The following is a 17,091-nucleotide window of genomic DNA, read 5'->3' as shown; positions in this document are numbered from 1 at the left end:
AAGTTACGGAGTAGAGAGTACAGAGGCCGGTGTCGGTTGCGCCTATGGCGCAATCCGGTTATTCGTAATGCGCTTATTTCTGCTCGTTGAACAGGCGATCGAGCTTGTCCTCGAAGGCGTGATAGTTCAGGAAGTCATACAGTTCCTTGCGGGTCTGCATGGTGTCCAGCACATTGCGCTGGTGGCCATCGTTCATCAGTGCCTGCATGACCTTGAGCGCGGCCTGGTTGGCGGCGCGGAAGGTACCCAGCGGATAAAGCACCATGTCGGCGCCGGCCTCGGCCAGTTGTTCCTTGTTGAACAGCTCGGTCTGACCGAATTCGGTCATGTTGGCCAGTATTGGGGCATTCACCGCGGCGCGGAAACGGCGGTACTGATCCAGCTCGGTCAGGGCCTCGGCGAAGATCATGTCGGCACCGGCCGCCAGGTAAGCCTGGGCGCGTTCGATACCGGCTTCCAGACCTTCCACCGCCACGGCGTCGGTACGGGCCATGATCACGAAGTTCTCGTCGGTGCGGGCATCGACGGCGGCCTTGATGCGGTCAACCATTTCTTCGGTGCTGACCACGGCCTTGTTGGGTCTGTGACCACAGCGCTTCTGGGATACCTGGTCTTCCATGTGCACGGCGGCCACACCCACCTTTTCAAACTCCTTGATGGTGCGGGCGATGTTGAAGGCGCCGCCCCAACCTGTGTCTATGTCCACCAGCAGTGGCAGTTCGGTGGCCGAGGTGATGCGACCGGCATCGATCAGCACGTCATTCATTGAGGTCATGCCCAGATCCGGCAGACCGTATGAGGCGTTGGCCACACCGGCACCGGACAGGTACAGGGCCTGGAAGCCGGTACGTTCCGCCATCAGGGCGAAGTAGGCGTTGGTGGTGCCAACAATTTGCAGTGGCTTGGAGCGGGCCAGGGCCTCGCGGAAACGTTTTCCTGCGCTGTGGGTCATGCTGTCTCTCCCTCTGGGTGTTTGCTGCGACCTGGCCCCATCGCATTGAACGATGCTTCGGCTTCGGCCTTGAGTTCCAACAGGCGCGCCTCGGTATTCTGGCGGCCCTTTTCGATATGACGGCGCATCAGCAGCGCCGCCAGCTCACCATCGCGGGCGGCGATGGCTTCGACTATGCGTTTGTGTTCGGCGATGGCTCGTACGGGGCGGGCACGGTTGCTGCACTGGTAACGGTACATGCGCAGCAGATGGTAGAGACCACCAATCAGGGTCTCCTGCAGGTGTTTGTTGCCGCTGGCCTGGATGATTTGGTAGTGGAAGTCGACGTCGCCCTGTTCCTGGAAATAGGTGTCGCCTTCCTTGAGGGCCGCTTCCTGGGATGCCAACAACGCTCTGAGGCGGGTCAGCTGCTCGTCGGTGATCCTCTGGGCCGCCAGCTCGCAGGCCATGGCCTCGAGGGTGCTGCGCAGGGCGTAGAGGTCATTGAGCTCTTCCACCGATAACTGGGCGACCCGGGCACCCACGTGTGGCAGGCGCACCACCAGGCGTTGCCGCTCCAGGGTCTGCAGGGCCTCGCGGGTCGGACCGCGACTGATGCCGTAGCGGGCGGCCAGGGCCTGTTCATTGATCTTGCTGCCGGGGGCCAGCTCACCCTTGATGATGGCGTTCTGGATGCTGACCAGCACCTGATCTGCCAGGGTGGTGGCGGGCTTTTCCTGCATTTCGGCAAGGTCTTTGACTGACATCTGTGCTGCCATTGTTGACATCGAATGGCTAAAAGTTAGTTGCTGGCTGGAGTTTTGTCAACAATGTGTTGACGTAGACGTAAGTCTAACTACGAGATGTTTGCTCTGTAATATATTGATATATATTGATTGTCGCTGTCTTTATTGGGTTTGCTCAATTCGATTTAAAAATTGTTCTATATCAATATTGTCGACAATCCTTGTTGTTTTCAGTCCTTTGTCGCCGATGCTTTTCTGTGGCGGCAACAGCAGTTATGCTGGATCCCAGATTGCCTGTGGGGTGGATTGAATAGCAAAGTATGCAGAAAATTCTGGTGAGTGCCTGCTTGTTGGGTGAAAAAGTGCGCTACGACGGTGGTGATAATCTGTTACAGGATGAACGTTGGCTCGGCTGGCAACGGGAGGGGCGTTTGCTGCCCCTGTGTCCGGAATGCGCCGGGGGGCTGTCAACCCCAAGGGCCGCCGCCGAGCGTGTCGGCGAAAGGGTCATCACCCGGGGCGGTATAGATGTCAGTGAAGAATTTGCCCTGGGGGCCGAGTGGGCCCTGGCATTGGCCCAGGGGGAGAAGGTCGCCATTGCGATCCTCAAGGCCCGCAGCCCTTCCTGTGGCAGCGGCCAGATTTACGATGGCAGCTTCAGCAAAAAACTTGTCGACGGCGATGGCGTCACCGCAGCCCTGCTCAAGGCCCACGGCATCAAGGTGTTCACCGAGGCGCAACTGGATGAGGCCGCGGCCGAGCTGGCGCGCCTGGAATCTACCTCCAGCATCAGCTGATTTACCGGTAAGGGGCGCATTTCCGCCCCGCAGGTCAGGCTATCAGGTTGTTGTACTCTCCGGCGGCCATCACAGGAACAAATTCTGTGATGGTGTAACTGACAGCCCCACTCTGAATAAAGGGGTCCGCATCCAGCATCTGTCTGAGTGCTTTCTCCGTATCGTGCCTGGAGATGATTATCCCACCCGTTCTGGGCACTTTACGACCACCGAACAACAGCCGATTCGATTCATACTCCTTTGCCAGATACTGCCTGTGTTGAGCCGTGAGCTCGGCAGTCAACTTATCCGGTTCGGTGAAACACATGTCTACCAAATACATAACGTCTTTACCTTTTGTTGATCTTGAACCATGATGCTACTTATTTCGTAGCAACAATAACGCTACTAATTTAGAAGCGCAAGTTGGAAGCACAAGTCTGATGAATACACCATTACCAAAAAAGACTGTAAGAGGTTCAAATTCGGGGGTCGCTATCATGGCGGTGTTCGATTTGTTGGGCCGGAAATGGAATATGAGGTTGCTGTGGGAGTTACGCAGCGGGGCATGCAGCTTCAGGTCACTGCAGGAAAGGTGTGACGGCATGTCGCCTTCGGTGATGAATTCAAGAGTCAAGCAATTGACGGAAGCCATGCTGATAGAGAAGTCCGACAATGGCTATGTGCTGACCGCACTGGGCGCCGACTTGATGGACACCCTTGATCCGTTACGGCAATGGGCGGCAGACTGGGAAAGCAAAGTTAACGGCTAGCTTGGCACGTGATTAAAACCATTGGCGCCAAGGCTTCTTGGCGCCGGGGCATTTCCAGCAAGAGTTAATGTGTTTCCTTGTGAGCTGGCTGATTAAAGGCTTTAGCGTCATTGGTTTGCATTATTTGGTCGATTTGCGTGTCCTTGGCTTCCCACAGACCATTGAGCCAGCGCTGGAACTCGGCGCGGTATTCGGGCTGCGAGAAATACCTCTTATCGTCCACCTGGGGCACAGGCAGGGCCTCGATATGCATCACTACCTTGCTGACCTTGCCCTGCATTACGCCCATGAGTATGTCCTTGGGGGCGTCGGGATACACCAGGGTGATGTTCAGCAGCTGATTGAACTGCTCGCCCATGGCCGACAGGGCGAAGGCAATGCCGCCGGCCTTGGGTTTCAGCAGGTGGCGGTAAGGTGAATTCTGCCGCGCGCGCTTCTCATCAGTGACCCGGGTGCCTTCCACGTAGTTGATGATGGACGTGGGAATATGGCGGAACTTCTCGCAGGACTTGCGGGTGGTTTCCAGATCCTTGCCCTTGAGCTTGGGATTCTTTTTCAGTTTTTCCGGACTGGTGCGGTTCATAAAGGGCATGTCCAGCGCCCAGCAGCCCAGGCCCATGATGGGTACGTAGATCAGTTCCTTCTTGAGAAAGAACTTCAGCATGGGAATGTGGTTGCGCAGGATATAGGTCTGGGCCGCGATATCAAAACCGCTCAGGTGGTTGCTGATCAGCAGGTACCAGCCATCGGGCTGCAGGTTTTCCAGCCCCCGCACGTCCCATTCTATCTTGGCTATCAGAAACAGTATGCCGCCATTGCAGCTGGCCCAGGCCCACATAAAGCGGTTCATCAGTGCCGACACCCATTTACGGCCGGTTTCGCCCGGGGTCACCAGCTTCAGCAGGCCACCGAGGCACACCAGGCTGCCCCACAGGGCGGTATTGATGATAAGCAGCGAGGCACTGAGCAGAAACAGCACCGGGCCGGGTAAAAAATTAAACATCTTGCTGCCTTGCCTCCTGTGTGGCCAATTGTTCGAAGATCTTGTCTTTCTCGACCCAGATGGCGTTGAGGCGCTCCTGGAATTGCTGCTTGAAGGCCCGGTCGTTCATATAGTCGCCGCGCAAACCGTCATCAATATTGGTGACCTGAATGTGCACCCGCACTTCATAGACCTGGCCCGAAATATAGTCCCAGAAGCTGGGCACCTTGCCGGGGTAGTGAATGGTCACATCCACCAGCTTGTGGATCTGGCTGCCCATGGCCGACAGCGCAAAGGCCATGCCTCCTGCTTTGGGTCTGAGCAGGTGATTGAAGGGAGAGCCCTGTTTCTGGTGCTTTTCGGGGCGAAAACGGGTGCCCTCGACAAAATTCATCACGCTCACCGGCTTGTGCTTGAACTTGGCACAGGCTCGACGGGTGATCTCTATATCCTTGCCCCTGAGTTTGGGATTGCGCTTGAGTTCCGCCGTGCTGTAGCGGCGCATAAAGGGGAAGTCCAGCGCCCACCAGGCCAGTCCCAGCACAGGCACATACAATAGCTGCTGCTTGAGAAAGAACTTGAGGAAGGGGATCTTGCGGTTCAGTACGCCCTGCAACACCAGAATATCGACCCAGGACTGGTGATTGGCGATCACCATGTACCATTCCCTGGTGTCCAGCGCAGCGTCGCCACTGACCTTGATCCTGATGGGGTGCCACAGGCGGGCAATCAAGCCGTTGACACTGATCCAGCCGGAGGCACAGCCATCAATGCCGTGGGACAGCAAGGTGCGCAGCGCATCTATGGGCAGCAGTTTCACCAAGCCCAGCAGCAAAATAGGCACAAACCAGAACAGGGTATTGGCCACGTAGCATAAAAATGCCAGGCAACCTCTCAGCAGCGTCAATATGGCGCCCATTGCGTCCTCCGTACGAAATTCGGAGGCCTATGTTAACCGCAGTTGCCGGAGGGCTCAATCTTAAGCTGGTGTGGGGCCCGGGTAGGCTCTGAAAGTCGTTGGAAGCGTCAATCTTAGGACTGATCAGCGCTTTAGTTTTTAGGGCTGGCACTGAGACTGGCCAGGGTCTGGCGCCATAACCGGGCCAGCCCTTGGTCAAACAGGTAAAAGGTCAATGTCAAAGCGCTGAATTCGGGCTCCAGGCAAACGCCAAGGGCAATGGTGGCGGCGTCTTGGTGGGGATAACCATAGACGCCGCAGGAGATGGCGGGCAGGGCAACACTCACACAGCCATGGGCCAGGGCCAATCGCAGCGAGCTGCGGTAGGCCGAGGCCAGATGCCCGGCGGGATCCGCATCGGCGGAGTAAATGGGGCCCACTGTGTGGATCACATAACGGGCGGCCAGTTTGCCTGCCGCCGTGATCCTGGCCTCGCCCACGGGACAGCGGATGCCATTGCGTTCGGGCAGGCTGCGGCAGGCCTCCAGCAGTGCCGGACCGGCCGCCCTGTGAATGGCGCCATCGACACCACCGCCACCCAGCAGACGGCCGTTGGCGGCATTGACAATGGCATCCACCCTGGCCCCGGTGATGTCGCCCTCGATGATCTGAATCCCCGGCATCTGCTGTCTCCCCTTACTCCTGTCGCCGACGTCCCGTGGCGATTAAGCTCAAGAGTAGCAGCCAGGGGCTGAAGGCGCCGCCGCTGCCCGATGCATCACTGCCGTCGGTGCTGCCGGCAGCCTGACTGCGACTGGGATCCAGGGGAAAGGCATCGGTCGCGTCCGGCACCCCATCGTTATCATCGTCGCTGTCGGCATTGTTGCCTATGCCGTCGCTGTCAGTGTCGAGCCACTCGGCAGCATTGAGTGGGAAGGCATCCTCGTTGTCCGTTACTCCGTCATTGTCATCGTCGCTGTCGCCATTGTTGCCTATGCCATCGCTGTCAGTGTCGAGCCACTCGGCGGCATTGAGTGGGAAGGCATCCTCGTTGTCCGTTACTCCGTCATTGTCATCGTCACTGTCGCCATTGTTGCCTATGCCATCGTTGTCTGTGTCGAGCCACTCGGCGGCATTGAGTGGGAAGGCATCCTCGTTGTCCGTTACTCCGTCATTGTCATCGTCGCTGTCGCCATTGTTGCCTATGCCATCGTTGTCTGTGTCGAGCCATTCGGCCGGATTGAAGGGGAAAGCATCTTCATTATCAGGCACGCCATCGGCATCCGTGTCGTCACTGCCATTGCCCTGGCTGTTAAAGACCTTACTGTTAAATATCAGGGCGGCTGTCATGGGGAAGTGATCCGATGCCGCTTCCGTGATGCTGTTGATCAGGCGTTGGGCTCCCAGCAGTTGTTGTCCGTTTGCAAGGTAAAGCAGCCAGTCCACGCCACTGTGATTGGACCCTTGGGCCTGGCTCCAACTGTCGGCCAGCGGCGCTGGGGTCGGATTGCCGTCAATCTGCCCAGTGCCGAGCAGGTACTCCATGGTGGCCGAGTTTTCCGTGGCATTGAGATCCCCGGCAACCACGGCAGGCACTTGCCAACTGGCACCGATTTTGGCGACAAAGTTCGCCAGCGCTCCGGCGTGCTGCAAATTGACCTCGGCGGCGCTGTAGCCGCTGGGCAGCTCAGTGGCCTGCGGGGCGCAGAAGTGGGTGTTGAAGATTAAAAACTGGCTGCCGCTTTGCTTATCCTGGAACAGGGCATAGTTGATAAAGCGCTCTGCGGTGCAGAACAGCATGTCGCCGGGAGCGCTGCTGCCGGATTGCAGCAGATGCAGCTTTTGGCTGTTGTACAGCAAGGGCATGCCGTTGCTGCCCACATCGGCCAGGGCGTAGCTTGAATTCAGCAAGGGCTGCAGCTGTTGCAGTGGGGTTGCGCCGGCCTCCTGCAGTGCCACCAGATCGGCCAGGCTGCTGTTGATGACACTGGCAATGGCTTCAGCCCGGCTGCTTTGCCAATCGGCGCCGCCTATGTTGTAGCTCATAAAGGCCAGCGCCGACGACATATTGTGGCGCCGCTCGCTGCCAAGGGTGGGGCGGTCGAATGGGAAGGTCTCGGTCGCCACCCTGGGGTCGGTCAGGGCATTGGCAAGGAAATCGGCAACGTTCTCCTGGGCGCGCTCATTGCCGGAAGCCAGCGACAGGTTGCTGTAGGGCACAGTGACACCCGGGGTGGCCGTGGGAATACCGGACTGATCTTCGTGAAACTGCTGATGGCGGTTGGCAATGCCATTGGCGGCATCGGCATTGCTGTTATAGAAGGCGATGGCATCGCGGGCATCGGTTACCCAACCCACATGCATCAGTGCCGGCCTGAGCCCCAGATTGCGCAGCGACGGCACCTTGAAGCGGCCATAATCACGGCTGTTGTCCGTGACCAGCATATGGCCTATGTCCTCAGCCGCCGGGCGCAGGCCGAGATTGTAGAAGCGGTTGTCGCTGAACAGCGGTGGCACGTGGCAGCGACCGCACAGGCTCTGGCCATCAAACAATTCCCAGCCGGCAATTTGCCTCTGGGTCATGGCCGTTGCGTCGCCTGCGATAAAGCGATCCCAGGGGGTCTGATCTGCTACCAGGGTGCGCTCATAGGTGGCAATGGCCATGGCGATCCTGGCCGGGGTAATATTGCTGTCGCCAAAGGCGGCGGCAAATAACTCGGGGTAGCTCTGGCCGGCGGCGATTGCCGGGGCTATGTCGGCGGGAATATTGCTCGCCAGTGCCAGCGGGGTTACCCGGGCCAGCTTGGTGGTGACATCGTTCCAGCTGCGATCGCTGGCCGCCATTTCGATGCTGCTGAGTATCGGCCCCACGGCCTGACTTTCCAGCGCCGCCCGGTTCGGCAAGAGTTCCAGCGACGGATTGAGGGGGTCGCTGAAGCTGGCCGAGGCGCGGCCATCCCAAAACAGCTCATTGGCAAAGGCGGCATTGATAAAGGAGGGCGTGGCCCGGCCCGTCACCTGGGGCTGAAAACCAAAGCTGGCATCGGCCACCAGGTTGAGGTTGGCGTCGTAGTGACGTATCCCGTGGGAACCGAGGGTGTCATCCTCGGTTCCAAACAGCCCATCTGGGCCCGGGTGGGCGGCGGGATTGGGATCGGCGCCGCCGGCGGCAGCCTTGTGGCAGGAGCCGCAGGCGACGGTATCGTCGCTGGACAACTGCTCGTCCCAGAACAGGATCTTGCCCAACTGGCGTTTGGATTCTGTGATGGGATTGTCTGCCGGAACTGGGACCGGCATCTGGCTCAGGGGGATATTGGCAGCCTGGGAGGCCAGGCTGGTCAGCGCTGGCAGGGCAACCAGCAGGGTTTGAACGGTTATTTTTAGTTTCATGATATTCACCTAACAATACGACCTGGTTGCGACCATTGTTGTCGGAATGTTAGACGTCGAAACTGCCCTTGGCTGCCCGGTTTACACAGCTTTACATCTCTTTACCCCGGTTGGCGTTCGCGTTACCCAAGTTGGCTTTCGCGGCAGATAAATTGACATTCTTGGGTGGATTAATGCTGCCTCAATCCCGCCAACAAGCGGTCCATGGCGCGGTAGCCCAGGGCCTGGGCCAGATGGCGGCGCTCCACCTGAATACTCTGGTCCAGGTCGGCTATGGTGCGTGCCACCCGCTGCAGGCGGTGAAAGCTGCGTACCGACAGCCCGAGGCGATTGACGCTCTGTTCCAGGAATTGCAGATCCGCAGCGGCAAAGCCCGCCTGCTGCAACTGCTTGCCGGACAGGTCACTGTTGAGCACCCCGGCCCGGGCCAGCTGGGTTTCCCTGGCCCGGCGCACCCGCTGGGCCAGTTCGGCCGAGGTGGCACCTGTGCTTGTCTGTTTGCTGAGGGTGCCGGCGGGCAGTCGCGGCACCTCGATGGACAGGTCGAATCTGTCGAGAAAGGGGCCCGACAGACGGGCCAGATAACGGTTTATCTGCTCAATACTGGCGCGGCTGTCGGCATCGCTGCTGCCACAGGGGCTGGGGTTCATGGCGGCGATCAGCTGAAAGCGGCTGGCAAAGGTGAGTTTGGCGGCGGCGCGGGAAATCACCACCTCGCCGGTCTCCATGGGTTCGCGCAGACAATCCAGTACCCGGCGGGGAAATTCCGGCAACTCGTCGAGAAACAATACGCCGCGGTGGGCGAGGGATATTTCACCGGGTCTCGGAATACTGCCGCCACCCACCAGGGATATGGCCGAACTGGTGTGATGCGGTGCCCGGAATGGCCGCTGCTGGAATTTCTGCGGCGCTATGCTCATGCCCGCCACCGAATGCAGCGCCGCCACCTCCAGCGCTTCCTCGTAGTTAAGCGGTGGCAGCAGCGACATTATCCTGCTGGCCAACATGGTCTTGCCCGTACCCGGGGGACCCAGCATCAATAAATTGTGATTTCCGGCGGCGGCAATTTCCAGCGCCTGTTTGGCCTGATACTGGCCTATGACTTCGCTGAGGCAGGGGCCCGGGTGTGGTGGCGCTTCATCCAGCCATTCGGTGCCGACACTCAGTCCCGGCAGCTGCTGCTGGCCGTGGAGAAAAGCCGTCAGCTGCGGCAATTGGCAACACAGGTGGATATGGGGGTAGCCCACCAGTTCGGCATCAAGGCGGTTATCCTGGGGCAATATCAGGCTGCGACCCGCCTGGCGGGCGGCGATGATCACAGGCAACAGCCCCTGGCAGGGACGGATTTCACCTGTGAGGGCCAGCTCGCCGACAAACTCCCGCTCCTTGAGGCTGGCAAGCGGGATCTGGCCCGAGGCGGCGAGTATGCCAAGGGCTATGGGCAAATCGTAGCGGCCACCTTGCTTGGGCAAGTCCGCCGGCGCCAGATTGACTGTGATGCGGCGCATCGGGAACTCGAAGCCAGCATTGACCAGGGCGCTGCGTACCCGCTCCCGGGCTTCCTTGACCGAGGCCTCCGGCAGGCCCACCAGATTGAATGCGGGCAAGCCATTGCCCAAATGCACCTCCACCATTACGGCCGGGGCTTCGACGCCCAAACTGGCCCGGGTGGCAACACAGGCGATCCCCATTAACAAGTCCTTTTGTCAGTCGGCATTGGCATGAGTGTAGCAGGCCCTCGACGCCGTGGTGCACTATGCTTCTTAGGCGGGAGGTCAGTATGCAAAAACTCTGGTTGTTCTGTTGCTTAGTCTTTATAACGCCGGCCTGGTGCGCGCCGGATGTGGTGTTTTTCAACCCGGGACGGGCTGATGAAAGCTTTTGGGGCGATGTGGACAGCCTGTTGCAGGAGGCCGCCGCTGAACTGCAACTGCAATTACTGACCGAACACGCCGAACGCAATCATTTCCAGATGATCAATCAGGTGCAGCGACTGGCTGCCGCTCGGGAGTTGCCCCGTTATGTCATTTTGGTGAACGAAAAGAGCACCGGCCTGAGCATGTTGGAGGCTCTATATGGCAAGCCGGTGTACGTGCAGTTTGTGCTCAACGACATCAGTCTGGGGGAGCGCAGTAAATTGCTCAAAGATCCCCATTGGCAAAGGTTTTTGTTGCCTGGACTGGTGCCGGACAATGAGGCCATAGGCAGGCAGACGGCGACAGCCTTGCTGGCGCGTGCCGCACTGTCCCGCCCCCTGGCGCTGCTGATCTCCGGTGACAGGCTGACCCCGGCCTCGGTGGAGCGTACCCGCGGCGCCGAGGCGGTACTGCAGCAGGGGGCCGAGGTAACCCAGACTATTTACGGTCTGTGGCAGGAGGAGCGCAGTTATCAGCAGTTCAAGGTGTTGTTGGTGCGCTATCCGGCATTGGCACTGGTGTGGACAGCCAATGACCATATGTTGTTCGGCGCCTTGAGGGCCGCGCAGGAAGCGGGAAAAGTACCCGGAAAAGATATCTTTTTCAGCAGCTTCAATACTTCGGCCAAGGCGTTGGCACTGCGGCGTAAAGGAGACCTCAGCGTGCTTGCCGGAGGTCACCTGCTGACCGCGGCCGTGGCGCTCGCCAGATTGAAGCGCCACAGGGACACTGGTATTTACCCCGGGGACTTGCCGCAGCTGTTTTGGTTGCTGGAGCCCGATACCCCCATGTTCAATGCCCTGGAACAGAGAGATTGGCAGGCACTGCTGACGCTGACATTGACCATGGAGACGCCATCATGAGGCGGAGTCGTAACAGCATAGGCTCCAAGATGACCTTCACCATAGTGGGGGTCAGCAGTCTGTTTGCCCTGCTGACCATCATGGTTCAGCTGTGGTGGAATTATCATTCGGCACTCGACAATGCGGTAGCCGACATCGACAGGTACACCCGCTCGCTCTTACCCAGCATGTCCCACGCCCTGTGGGATGTGGACCAGCCCTTGCTCAAGGATTTGGTCTCCGGGGTTGGCGTCTTGCCCTCGGTCAGTGGCCTTGAGCTCGCCAGCCGTGACGGGGTTTATCTCAACCTGGGGCAGGGCGTGCCCGTCGATCCCGGACATAGATATCTGCTGCTGCATTACCCGCTCAGCATTCAGGAGCAAGCCATAGCCGAGCTGACAGTGGCCCTTGACCGCCAGCAGATTTACCTGCAACTGGGGCGTGAGGTGATGGTGATAGTGTTGGGTAACGGCCTCAAGATGCTGTTGGTCATCTATGTCATCCTCACTCTGGCCAATCGTCTGATAGTTCGCCGGGTCGAGGCGCTGGCGAACTTTGCCGACGGGATAAACCTGAGCGAACTGACCAAGTTGCGGCTGGATCCCAAAGTGGCCGAATCTCGGGATGAGATAGGCTTGGTGGCTCAAGCATTTAGCCGAATGTACCAGAGGATGCGTCACGATTATGCCCTGGTGCGGCGTCAGCAGCGGGCCCTGACCCGGCACCAGCAGGAGCTGAGCCAGACAGTGGAGGAGCGCACCGCCAGGTTGCGCTGGCAGACGGACGCCAATCGGCAGCTGGCGCAGATTTCCCTCAGCTTCCTCAATGTGTCTGTGGACGATATTGCATCTTTGCTGGCACAGGTGGTGCGACAAATCGGTGAATTGCTGCAGGTGGAGCGGGTCAGTGTGGTGGAGTTTGAGGATGACCGCTTGCACTACCGGGCCTTTTGGTCCTGTATTCCCAATGCCCAATCCGCCGATGAGCAGCTGACGGATGTGGCGCGCCTGAAACGGCGATTTACCAATAACAGCATGATTATCATCGAAGATGTGGAGTCCATATCCGGGCGCTGGCCCGAAGAGTATCGGGAACTGTCAAGCTTGGGGATCCGGGGTATCGCCGGATTTGCCATCATGGACGGCGATGCTTTGGTGGGGGTGCTGGCCCTGGCTCAGGTCAGTGGCCACCTGGAGTGGAATGATGACAAATCCCAGTTGCTGACCCAATTTGCTGCCACCCTCAATGCCCTGCTGATCCGCAGGCGCAGGGAAGGGCAGATGCTGTTATTGCAAAGGCAATTGCTCAGGGCCAATGCCCGGCTGGCGAAGCAGGCGGCCACAGATGAACTGACCGGACTGGTGAACCGGCGGCCCTTCAGTGCGCGTCTGGAGCAGGCGCTCGGAACCGAGGCGCTGCTGTTGATGATGGATGTGGACTTTTTCAAACATTACAACGACAGCTATGGCCATCCGGCCGGGGATGAGGTGCTCAGACGGCTGGCCCAGGCCCTGAAACAGGCGCTGCCGGAAGATGCCCTGTTGGCCCGTATCGGTGGTGAGGAGTTTGCCGCCGTCTGTCCCGGGCAGGCGCCCGAGGTGTGCCGGCAACTGCCGCAGCGGCTGCTTGATGCCGTGCGGGAGCTGAATATTCCCCACGGTGCTTCACCCCATGGTCGGGTCAGCCTGAGTCTGGGGGTGGTGAATTTACTTGGGGTGGATTCGGTGCGCGATGCCATGGGCCGCGCCGATGCCTGCCTGTACCGGGCCAAGGCGCTGGGGCGTAATCGCGCCGAATGGGAAGAGCATTAGGTATCCGACCAGTTGGCGCCGGATGGCAGCGGGTGCAGTTTTTGGTGCGGTTCGTACATTTGCCAACGCTTGTCGTTGCGTTTGGCATAGTACATGGCGATATCGGCATGCTTGAGCAGGTATTTCTTGTCCTCACCATGCTCTGGGAAAAGTGCGATGCCGACGCTGGTACTGACCGCCAGTCTGTGACTGCCAATGATGATGTCCTGCTTGAGCAAGTCTTGCAGCATCTCAGCCAGGGCTATGGCATCCACGGCTTCACCCTTGGGCAAGAGAATGGCCAGTTCATCCCCCCCCAAACGTGCCACCAGGGCGCCCTCTGGTACATGGCTGCTGACTCGCTCTGCCACTTCCACCAGTACCAAATCCCCCACGTGGTGACCGCAGGTATCGTTGATCACCTTGAAATCATCAAGATCCATCATCAGGCAGGCAAATTGCCCCGGCTTGCTGGCCAACAGTGCGGTAATGGCGGCATAAAAAGCGTGGCGGTTGGGCAGGCCGGTGAGGTGATCGTGATTGGCCTGATAGTCTTTTTCTTCCAGGGTCCACAGCAGTTGCTTCATGGTTTGGCCGCTCAGCTCGCTGACCAGGAACACAAAGCCGCCACCGCCAAAAAAGATAAAGGCGACTATCATCTCCAGCTGGCCGGTATTCTGGGCGCTCAGCAGCCACAAAAAGCCGATATAGCCCAACACAAACAGGCATACCAAGGCCAGCAGCACATACCAGCCCTGCTGGCTGCACTCGGGCACCCGACATATCTGATAGATGCGCGGCAGGGCAAACAGCAATCCCAGCAGGCCGGCGAGCACCAGAATAAAAGCGAGAGTATTCATATCCACCAAAGGGAGGAGGCCGCAGGTGACTTGAGTATAGTCTCTGCGGCGCACAAGGGCATACAAGGGGCTGGTGGGGGCCGAAGCCCACCATTATAATGGCCGGCCGCAGCACCAGGAGTTCCCATGGCCAAAGCACCGATGACATTCAATATTGACGATCTGTCCACCTGGCAGAAGTACCGCAAAAATCTTTGCAATGATTGTCATGCCACCTGTTGCACCCTGCCGGTGGAGGTGAAGGTCAGCGATCTGGTGCGGATGGAGCTGGTGGATCCCTTCGAGGCCGATGACCTCAAGGGCATAGCCAAAAGATTGCAAAAGGCGCGCATCATTGACAGTTTCAGCCACAAGACCGGCATCTTTACCCTGGCGCGGATGGCCAATGATGATTGCCTGTATCTGGACAGGCACAGCCGCCGCTGCACCATCTATGACAAGCGACCCGAGACCTGTCGCAACCATCCCCAGATTGGCCCCAAACCCAATTATTGCCCCTATCGTCCCAGAAGCTGATTGCTTGCGGCGTGCGGGTGAATGCGTTCTCCGCAGCACATCAGACGGCTCAGCCGCAACCATCCCCCAGATAGGCCCCAAACCCAATTATTGTCTATATTGTCCCAGAGGTTGAGCCTGTGCGGGTGCATGCCTTCCCCGCAGCACATCTGACGGCTCAACCGCAACTTTCACCAGCCAGGTCTCAATCCCAACTATTGCTGTTACCACGGCTAAACAGACATAATTCCTCAGGACTCAGAGCCTTGGGGCTGGCTTTTTACACCCGGGCACAGGCAAAATGACCGGGTGGCAAAAATTTGGCCGCCCGGACACACAAGCGTCATGCTTTCCGGGCAGACTGCAGGCGCGGCCGGATGGGCACACGCCCCGGGAGGGCCCGGGGCTTTGGCAAGGTGAAACATGAGCTTTTTCGATAATGCTGTGATTATTCTGCTGCTGATTGGCGTCAGCAGTTTCTTTTCCATGTCCGAGATTGCCCTGGCGGCATCGCGCAAAATCCGTCTGCGGCAAATGGCCGACGAGGGCGACGACAGGGCCGAGCGGGTACTGGCACTGCAGGCTCATCCGGGCAGTTTTTTCACCGTGGTTCAGATAGGTCTCAATGCCGTGGCCATCATGGGCGGTATCGTCGGTGAATCGGCCTTTACGCCCCATATCAACAAGTTGATTTCGCCCTGGGTGTCGGAGGCCTGGGTCAATCAGCTGAGCTTCCTGCTGTCCTTCCTGCTGGTGACCAGCCTGTTTATTTTGCTGGCGGATCTGATGCCCAAGCGTATCGCCATGGCCCTGCCCGAGCGGGTGGCCGTGACTTTGGTGACGCCCATCGGGTTTTGCATCTCTGTGCTGCGGCCTCTGGTATGGCTGTTCAACAGTCTGGCCAATGGCCTGTTCCGCCTGTTGCAGATCCCGACGGTGCGCAACGATGAAATCACCTCCGATGATATCTATGCCGTGATGGATGCCGGAGCCGAGGCCGGGGTGCTCGACAAGGGCGAGCAGCAGATGATGGAAAACGTGTTCGAGATGCAGACAGTGCCGGTGACCTCGGCCATGACGGCCCGGGAGAGTCTGGTGTACTTCCTGCTCAGCGATTCAGAGGACGACATCAAGCAGAAGATAGCCAACGACCCCCACAACAAGTTTCTGGTCTGTGATGGTCAGCTGGATGCCATCAAGGGCTATGTGGATGCCAAGGAGCTACTGATCCGGGTGATCAACGGTCAGAGCATGAGCCTCAAGGATACTTCTTTGGTACATACCTGCCCCATCATTCCCGACACCCTGAGCCTGTCCGAGGCCCTGGATTACTTCAAAAACAACCGCGCCGATTTCGCCGTGGTGATGAACGAATACGCCCTGGTGGTCGGTATAGTGACCACCAACGATCTGCAAAGCGCAGTGATGGGTACCTGGGTGCTGGCGGAAGGTGAAGAGCAGATAGTGGCCCGGGACGCCTCTTCCTGGCTGGTGGACGGGGTTACGCCAATCACTGATGTGATGCGGGCCTTCAACATAGACCATTTCCCCAACAGTCAGAACTACGAGACCATAGCCGGTTTCATGATGTACATGCTGCGCAAGATCCCCAAGCGTACCGACTTTGTGGTCTTTAACGGCTACAAGTTTGAGGTGGTCGACATAGACGCCTACAAGGTCGACCAGCTGCTGGTAACTCGCATCGAGCCGGTCGAAGATTAAGCACCAGCCTGAGCTATTTCGCTGAGCCAATGGCCGCCAGAAAGGCGGCTATCAGGGGATCGTCCCGGCGTTTTGCCTTGCAGCAACAGCCGAGCTCGAAGGGCGGTATGGCCACTGGGCTCGGCAGCAGTGCAATCCGGTCGCGCATCGGACTGTGCTGCACAACCACTTCGGGGCTGACGCTGACCCCGCATCCCAGTGCCACCATGGACACTATGGCCTCGTGGCCCGATACCTTGGCGTAAATATTCGCCCCTATGCCCATGGCCTTGAACCAATTGTCGATGCGCTTCCGGCCCGGGCCATGCTCGGGCACGATAAAGGGCAACCTGTCCCAGGGGATCTCGCTTTCTTCCAATAACTCCCGCACCCGGCAAGGGATCTGCGGCCCTATGACGGTCAGGGGTATGGTGTCCATGGGGGCAAAATGCAGGCTGTCGGGGAAGGGATCCTGCAAAGCCGCGATGGCAATATCGGCGCGGTTTTGCTGCACTTCGGCCATGGCGTTGGCCGCATCCCCGGTATTGAGCACTATCTCCACCAGGGGGTGTTCGCGGCGGAACCTGTCCAGCAGCGCCGGCAGGTGGCTGTATGCGGCGGTCACAGAGCAATAGAGATTGAGCAAGCCCCGCAGCTGCTGCTGATTGGGATCGAGCCGGCTCCTCAGTTGCTGCCAGCCCGCCAGTGTTTCGGCGGCAAAGCGGCGGAATTCCTCGCCGCCCCGGGTCAGACGCACGCTGCGATTGTCCCGCTCCAGCAGGCGACAACCGGCCTGTTGCTCCAACCGTTGCAGGGCCCGGCTCAGGGTGGAGGGGCTCACATGCATCTGCTCTGCGGTGCGGGCGAAATGCAGGGTGTCACACAGATGCAGGTATAGCTGGATTTCGCGGATATCCATGGCCTGAACTCCCCTTGGCTGACCACTCTTATGTTGCAATTGTTTGTGTCGCAACTCTTTGTGTTGCGAAAA

16 protein-coding genes are annotated in these 17,091 nt (G+C 58.8%); 6 read left to right on the top strand and 10 right to left on the bottom strand.

Features of this window, described 5'->3' with window-relative positions; translation table 11 throughout:
* Positions 1-73: 73 nt before the first annotated feature.
* Both prpB and JYB85_RS17225 read right to left on the bottom strand, forming a co-directional pair.
* The gene (gene prpB, locus JYB85_RS17230) at positions 74-952 is read right to left on the bottom strand and encodes a methylisocitrate lyase (protein ID WP_207321158.1); all 879 of its coding nucleotides are present in this window, start codon (positions 950-952) and stop codon (positions 74-76) included.
* A complete protein-coding gene (locus JYB85_RS17225) occupies positions 949-1,698 on the bottom strand; it encodes a GntR family transcriptional regulator (protein WP_228289651.1) in 750 nt (249 codons plus the stop codon). Before JYB85_RS17225 ends, prpB begins: the two co-directional genes overlap by 4 nt.
* A 299-nt stretch (positions 1,699-1,997) precedes the next feature.
* On the opposite strand from JYB85_RS17225, the gene JYB85_RS17220 reads away from it, so the two are divergent.
* A complete protein-coding gene (locus JYB85_RS17220; RefSeq protein WP_207380265.1) occupies positions 1,998-2,474 on the top strand; it encodes a DUF523 domain-containing protein in 477 nt (158 codons plus the stop codon).
* 34 nt (positions 2,475-2,508) lie between these two features.
* On the opposite strand, the gene JYB85_RS17215 is transcribed toward JYB85_RS17220, so the two are convergent.
* Positions 2,509-2,796, bottom strand: a complete 288-nt coding sequence (locus JYB85_RS17215) for a YciI family protein (RefSeq protein ID WP_207380264.1) — start codon at positions 2,794-2,796, stop codon at positions 2,509-2,511.
* Positions 2,797-2,953: 157 nt separating this feature from the next.
* Between JYB85_RS17215 and JYB85_RS17210 the strand changes: the two genes are divergently transcribed.
* Positions 2,954-3,226 carry a winged helix-turn-helix transcriptional regulator gene (locus JYB85_RS17210; RefSeq protein WP_228730138.1) on the top strand — a complete coding sequence of 91 codons (273 nt, stop codon included), beginning with the start codon at positions 2,954-2,956 and terminating at the stop codon, positions 3,224-3,226.
* A 64-nt stretch (positions 3,227-3,290) separates the two neighbouring features.
* On the opposite strand, the gene JYB85_RS17205 is transcribed toward JYB85_RS17210, so the two are convergent.
* The 5 genes from JYB85_RS17205 to JYB85_RS17185 form a co-directional block, all read right to left on the bottom strand.
* Positions 3,291-4,229, bottom strand: coding sequence for an acyltransferase (locus JYB85_RS17205; RefSeq protein ID WP_207380262.1), 939 nt, complete (start codon positions 4,227-4,229; stop codon positions 3,291-3,293).
* Positions 4,222-5,127 carry an acyltransferase gene (locus tag JYB85_RS17200; RefSeq protein WP_207380261.1) on the bottom strand — a complete coding sequence of 302 codons (906 nt, stop codon included), beginning with the start codon at positions 5,125-5,127 and terminating at the stop codon, positions 4,222-4,224. The genes JYB85_RS17205 and JYB85_RS17200 overlap by 8 nt, the downstream gene beginning before the upstream one ends.
* A 131-nt stretch (positions 5,128-5,258) precedes the next feature.
* Positions 5,259-5,789 carry an O-acetyl-ADP-ribose deacetylase gene (locus JYB85_RS17195; protein WP_207380260.1) on the bottom strand — a complete coding sequence of 177 codons (531 nt, stop codon included), beginning with the start codon at positions 5,787-5,789 and terminating at the stop codon, positions 5,259-5,261.
* A 13-nt stretch (positions 5,790-5,802) separates the two neighbouring features.
* On the bottom strand, positions 5,803-8,496 hold the full coding sequence (locus tag JYB85_RS17190; protein ID WP_228730137.1) for a cytochrome c peroxidase: 2,694 nt from the start codon (positions 8,494-8,496) through the stop codon (positions 5,803-5,805).
* A gap of 170 nt (positions 8,497-8,666) precedes the next feature.
* Positions 8,667-10,187 carry a YifB family Mg chelatase-like AAA ATPase gene (locus JYB85_RS17185; protein ID WP_207380259.1) on the bottom strand — a complete coding sequence of 507 codons (1,521 nt, stop codon included), beginning with the start codon at positions 10,185-10,187 and terminating at the stop codon, positions 8,667-8,669.
* Positions 10,188-10,276: 89 nt separating this feature from the next.
* Here JYB85_RS17185 and JYB85_RS17180 point away from each other — a divergent pair, with 89 nt between their 5' ends.
* Positions 10,277-11,275, top strand: a complete 999-nt coding sequence (locus JYB85_RS17180; RefSeq protein WP_207380258.1) for an ABC transporter substrate-binding protein — start codon at positions 10,277-10,279, stop codon at positions 11,273-11,275.
* Complete coding sequence (locus JYB85_RS17175) at positions 11,272-13,065, top strand: diguanylate cyclase domain-containing protein (RefSeq protein ID WP_207380257.1); 1,794 nt, start codon at positions 11,272-11,274, stop codon at positions 13,063-13,065. The genes JYB85_RS17180 and JYB85_RS17175 overlap by 4 nt, the downstream gene beginning before the upstream one ends.
* On the opposite strand, the gene JYB85_RS17170 is transcribed toward JYB85_RS17175, so the two are convergent.
* The gene (locus JYB85_RS17170) at positions 13,062-13,904 is read right to left on the bottom strand and encodes a GGDEF domain-containing protein (RefSeq protein ID WP_207380256.1); all 843 of its coding nucleotides are present in this window, start codon (positions 13,902-13,904) and stop codon (positions 13,062-13,064) included. The two genes, JYB85_RS17175 and JYB85_RS17170, sit on opposite strands and share 4 nt — an antisense overlap.
* A gap of 126 nt (positions 13,905-14,030) precedes the next feature.
* Between JYB85_RS17170 and JYB85_RS17165 the strand changes: the two genes are divergently transcribed.
* Positions 14,031-14,420 (top strand): YkgJ family cysteine cluster protein, encoded by a 390-nt coding sequence (locus JYB85_RS17165; protein ID WP_207380255.1) that lies wholly within the window; start codon positions 14,031-14,033, stop codon positions 14,418-14,420.
* Between the two features lie 402 nt (positions 14,421-14,822).
* Complete coding sequence (locus JYB85_RS17160) at positions 14,823-16,121, top strand: hemolysin family protein (protein WP_207380254.1); 1,299 nt, start codon at positions 14,823-14,825, stop codon at positions 16,119-16,121.
* A 13-nt stretch (positions 16,122-16,134) separates the two neighbouring features.
* Here JYB85_RS17160 and ilvY read toward each other — a convergent pair whose 3' ends face one another.
* The gene (gene ilvY / locus JYB85_RS17155) at positions 16,135-17,019 is read right to left on the bottom strand and encodes an HTH-type transcriptional activator IlvY (RefSeq protein WP_207380253.1); all 885 of its coding nucleotides are present in this window, start codon (positions 17,017-17,019) and stop codon (positions 16,135-16,137) included.
* Positions 17,020-17,091: the final 72 nt, after the last annotated feature.

Source organism: Shewanella sedimentimangrovi, assembly GCF_017354965.1.
Classification (GTDB): domain Bacteria; phylum Pseudomonadota; class Gammaproteobacteria; order Enterobacterales; family Shewanellaceae; genus Shewanella; species Shewanella cyperi.
Note: the sequence above shows the minus strand (reverse complement) of the source record. Positions and strands in the feature narration are given on the sequence as shown.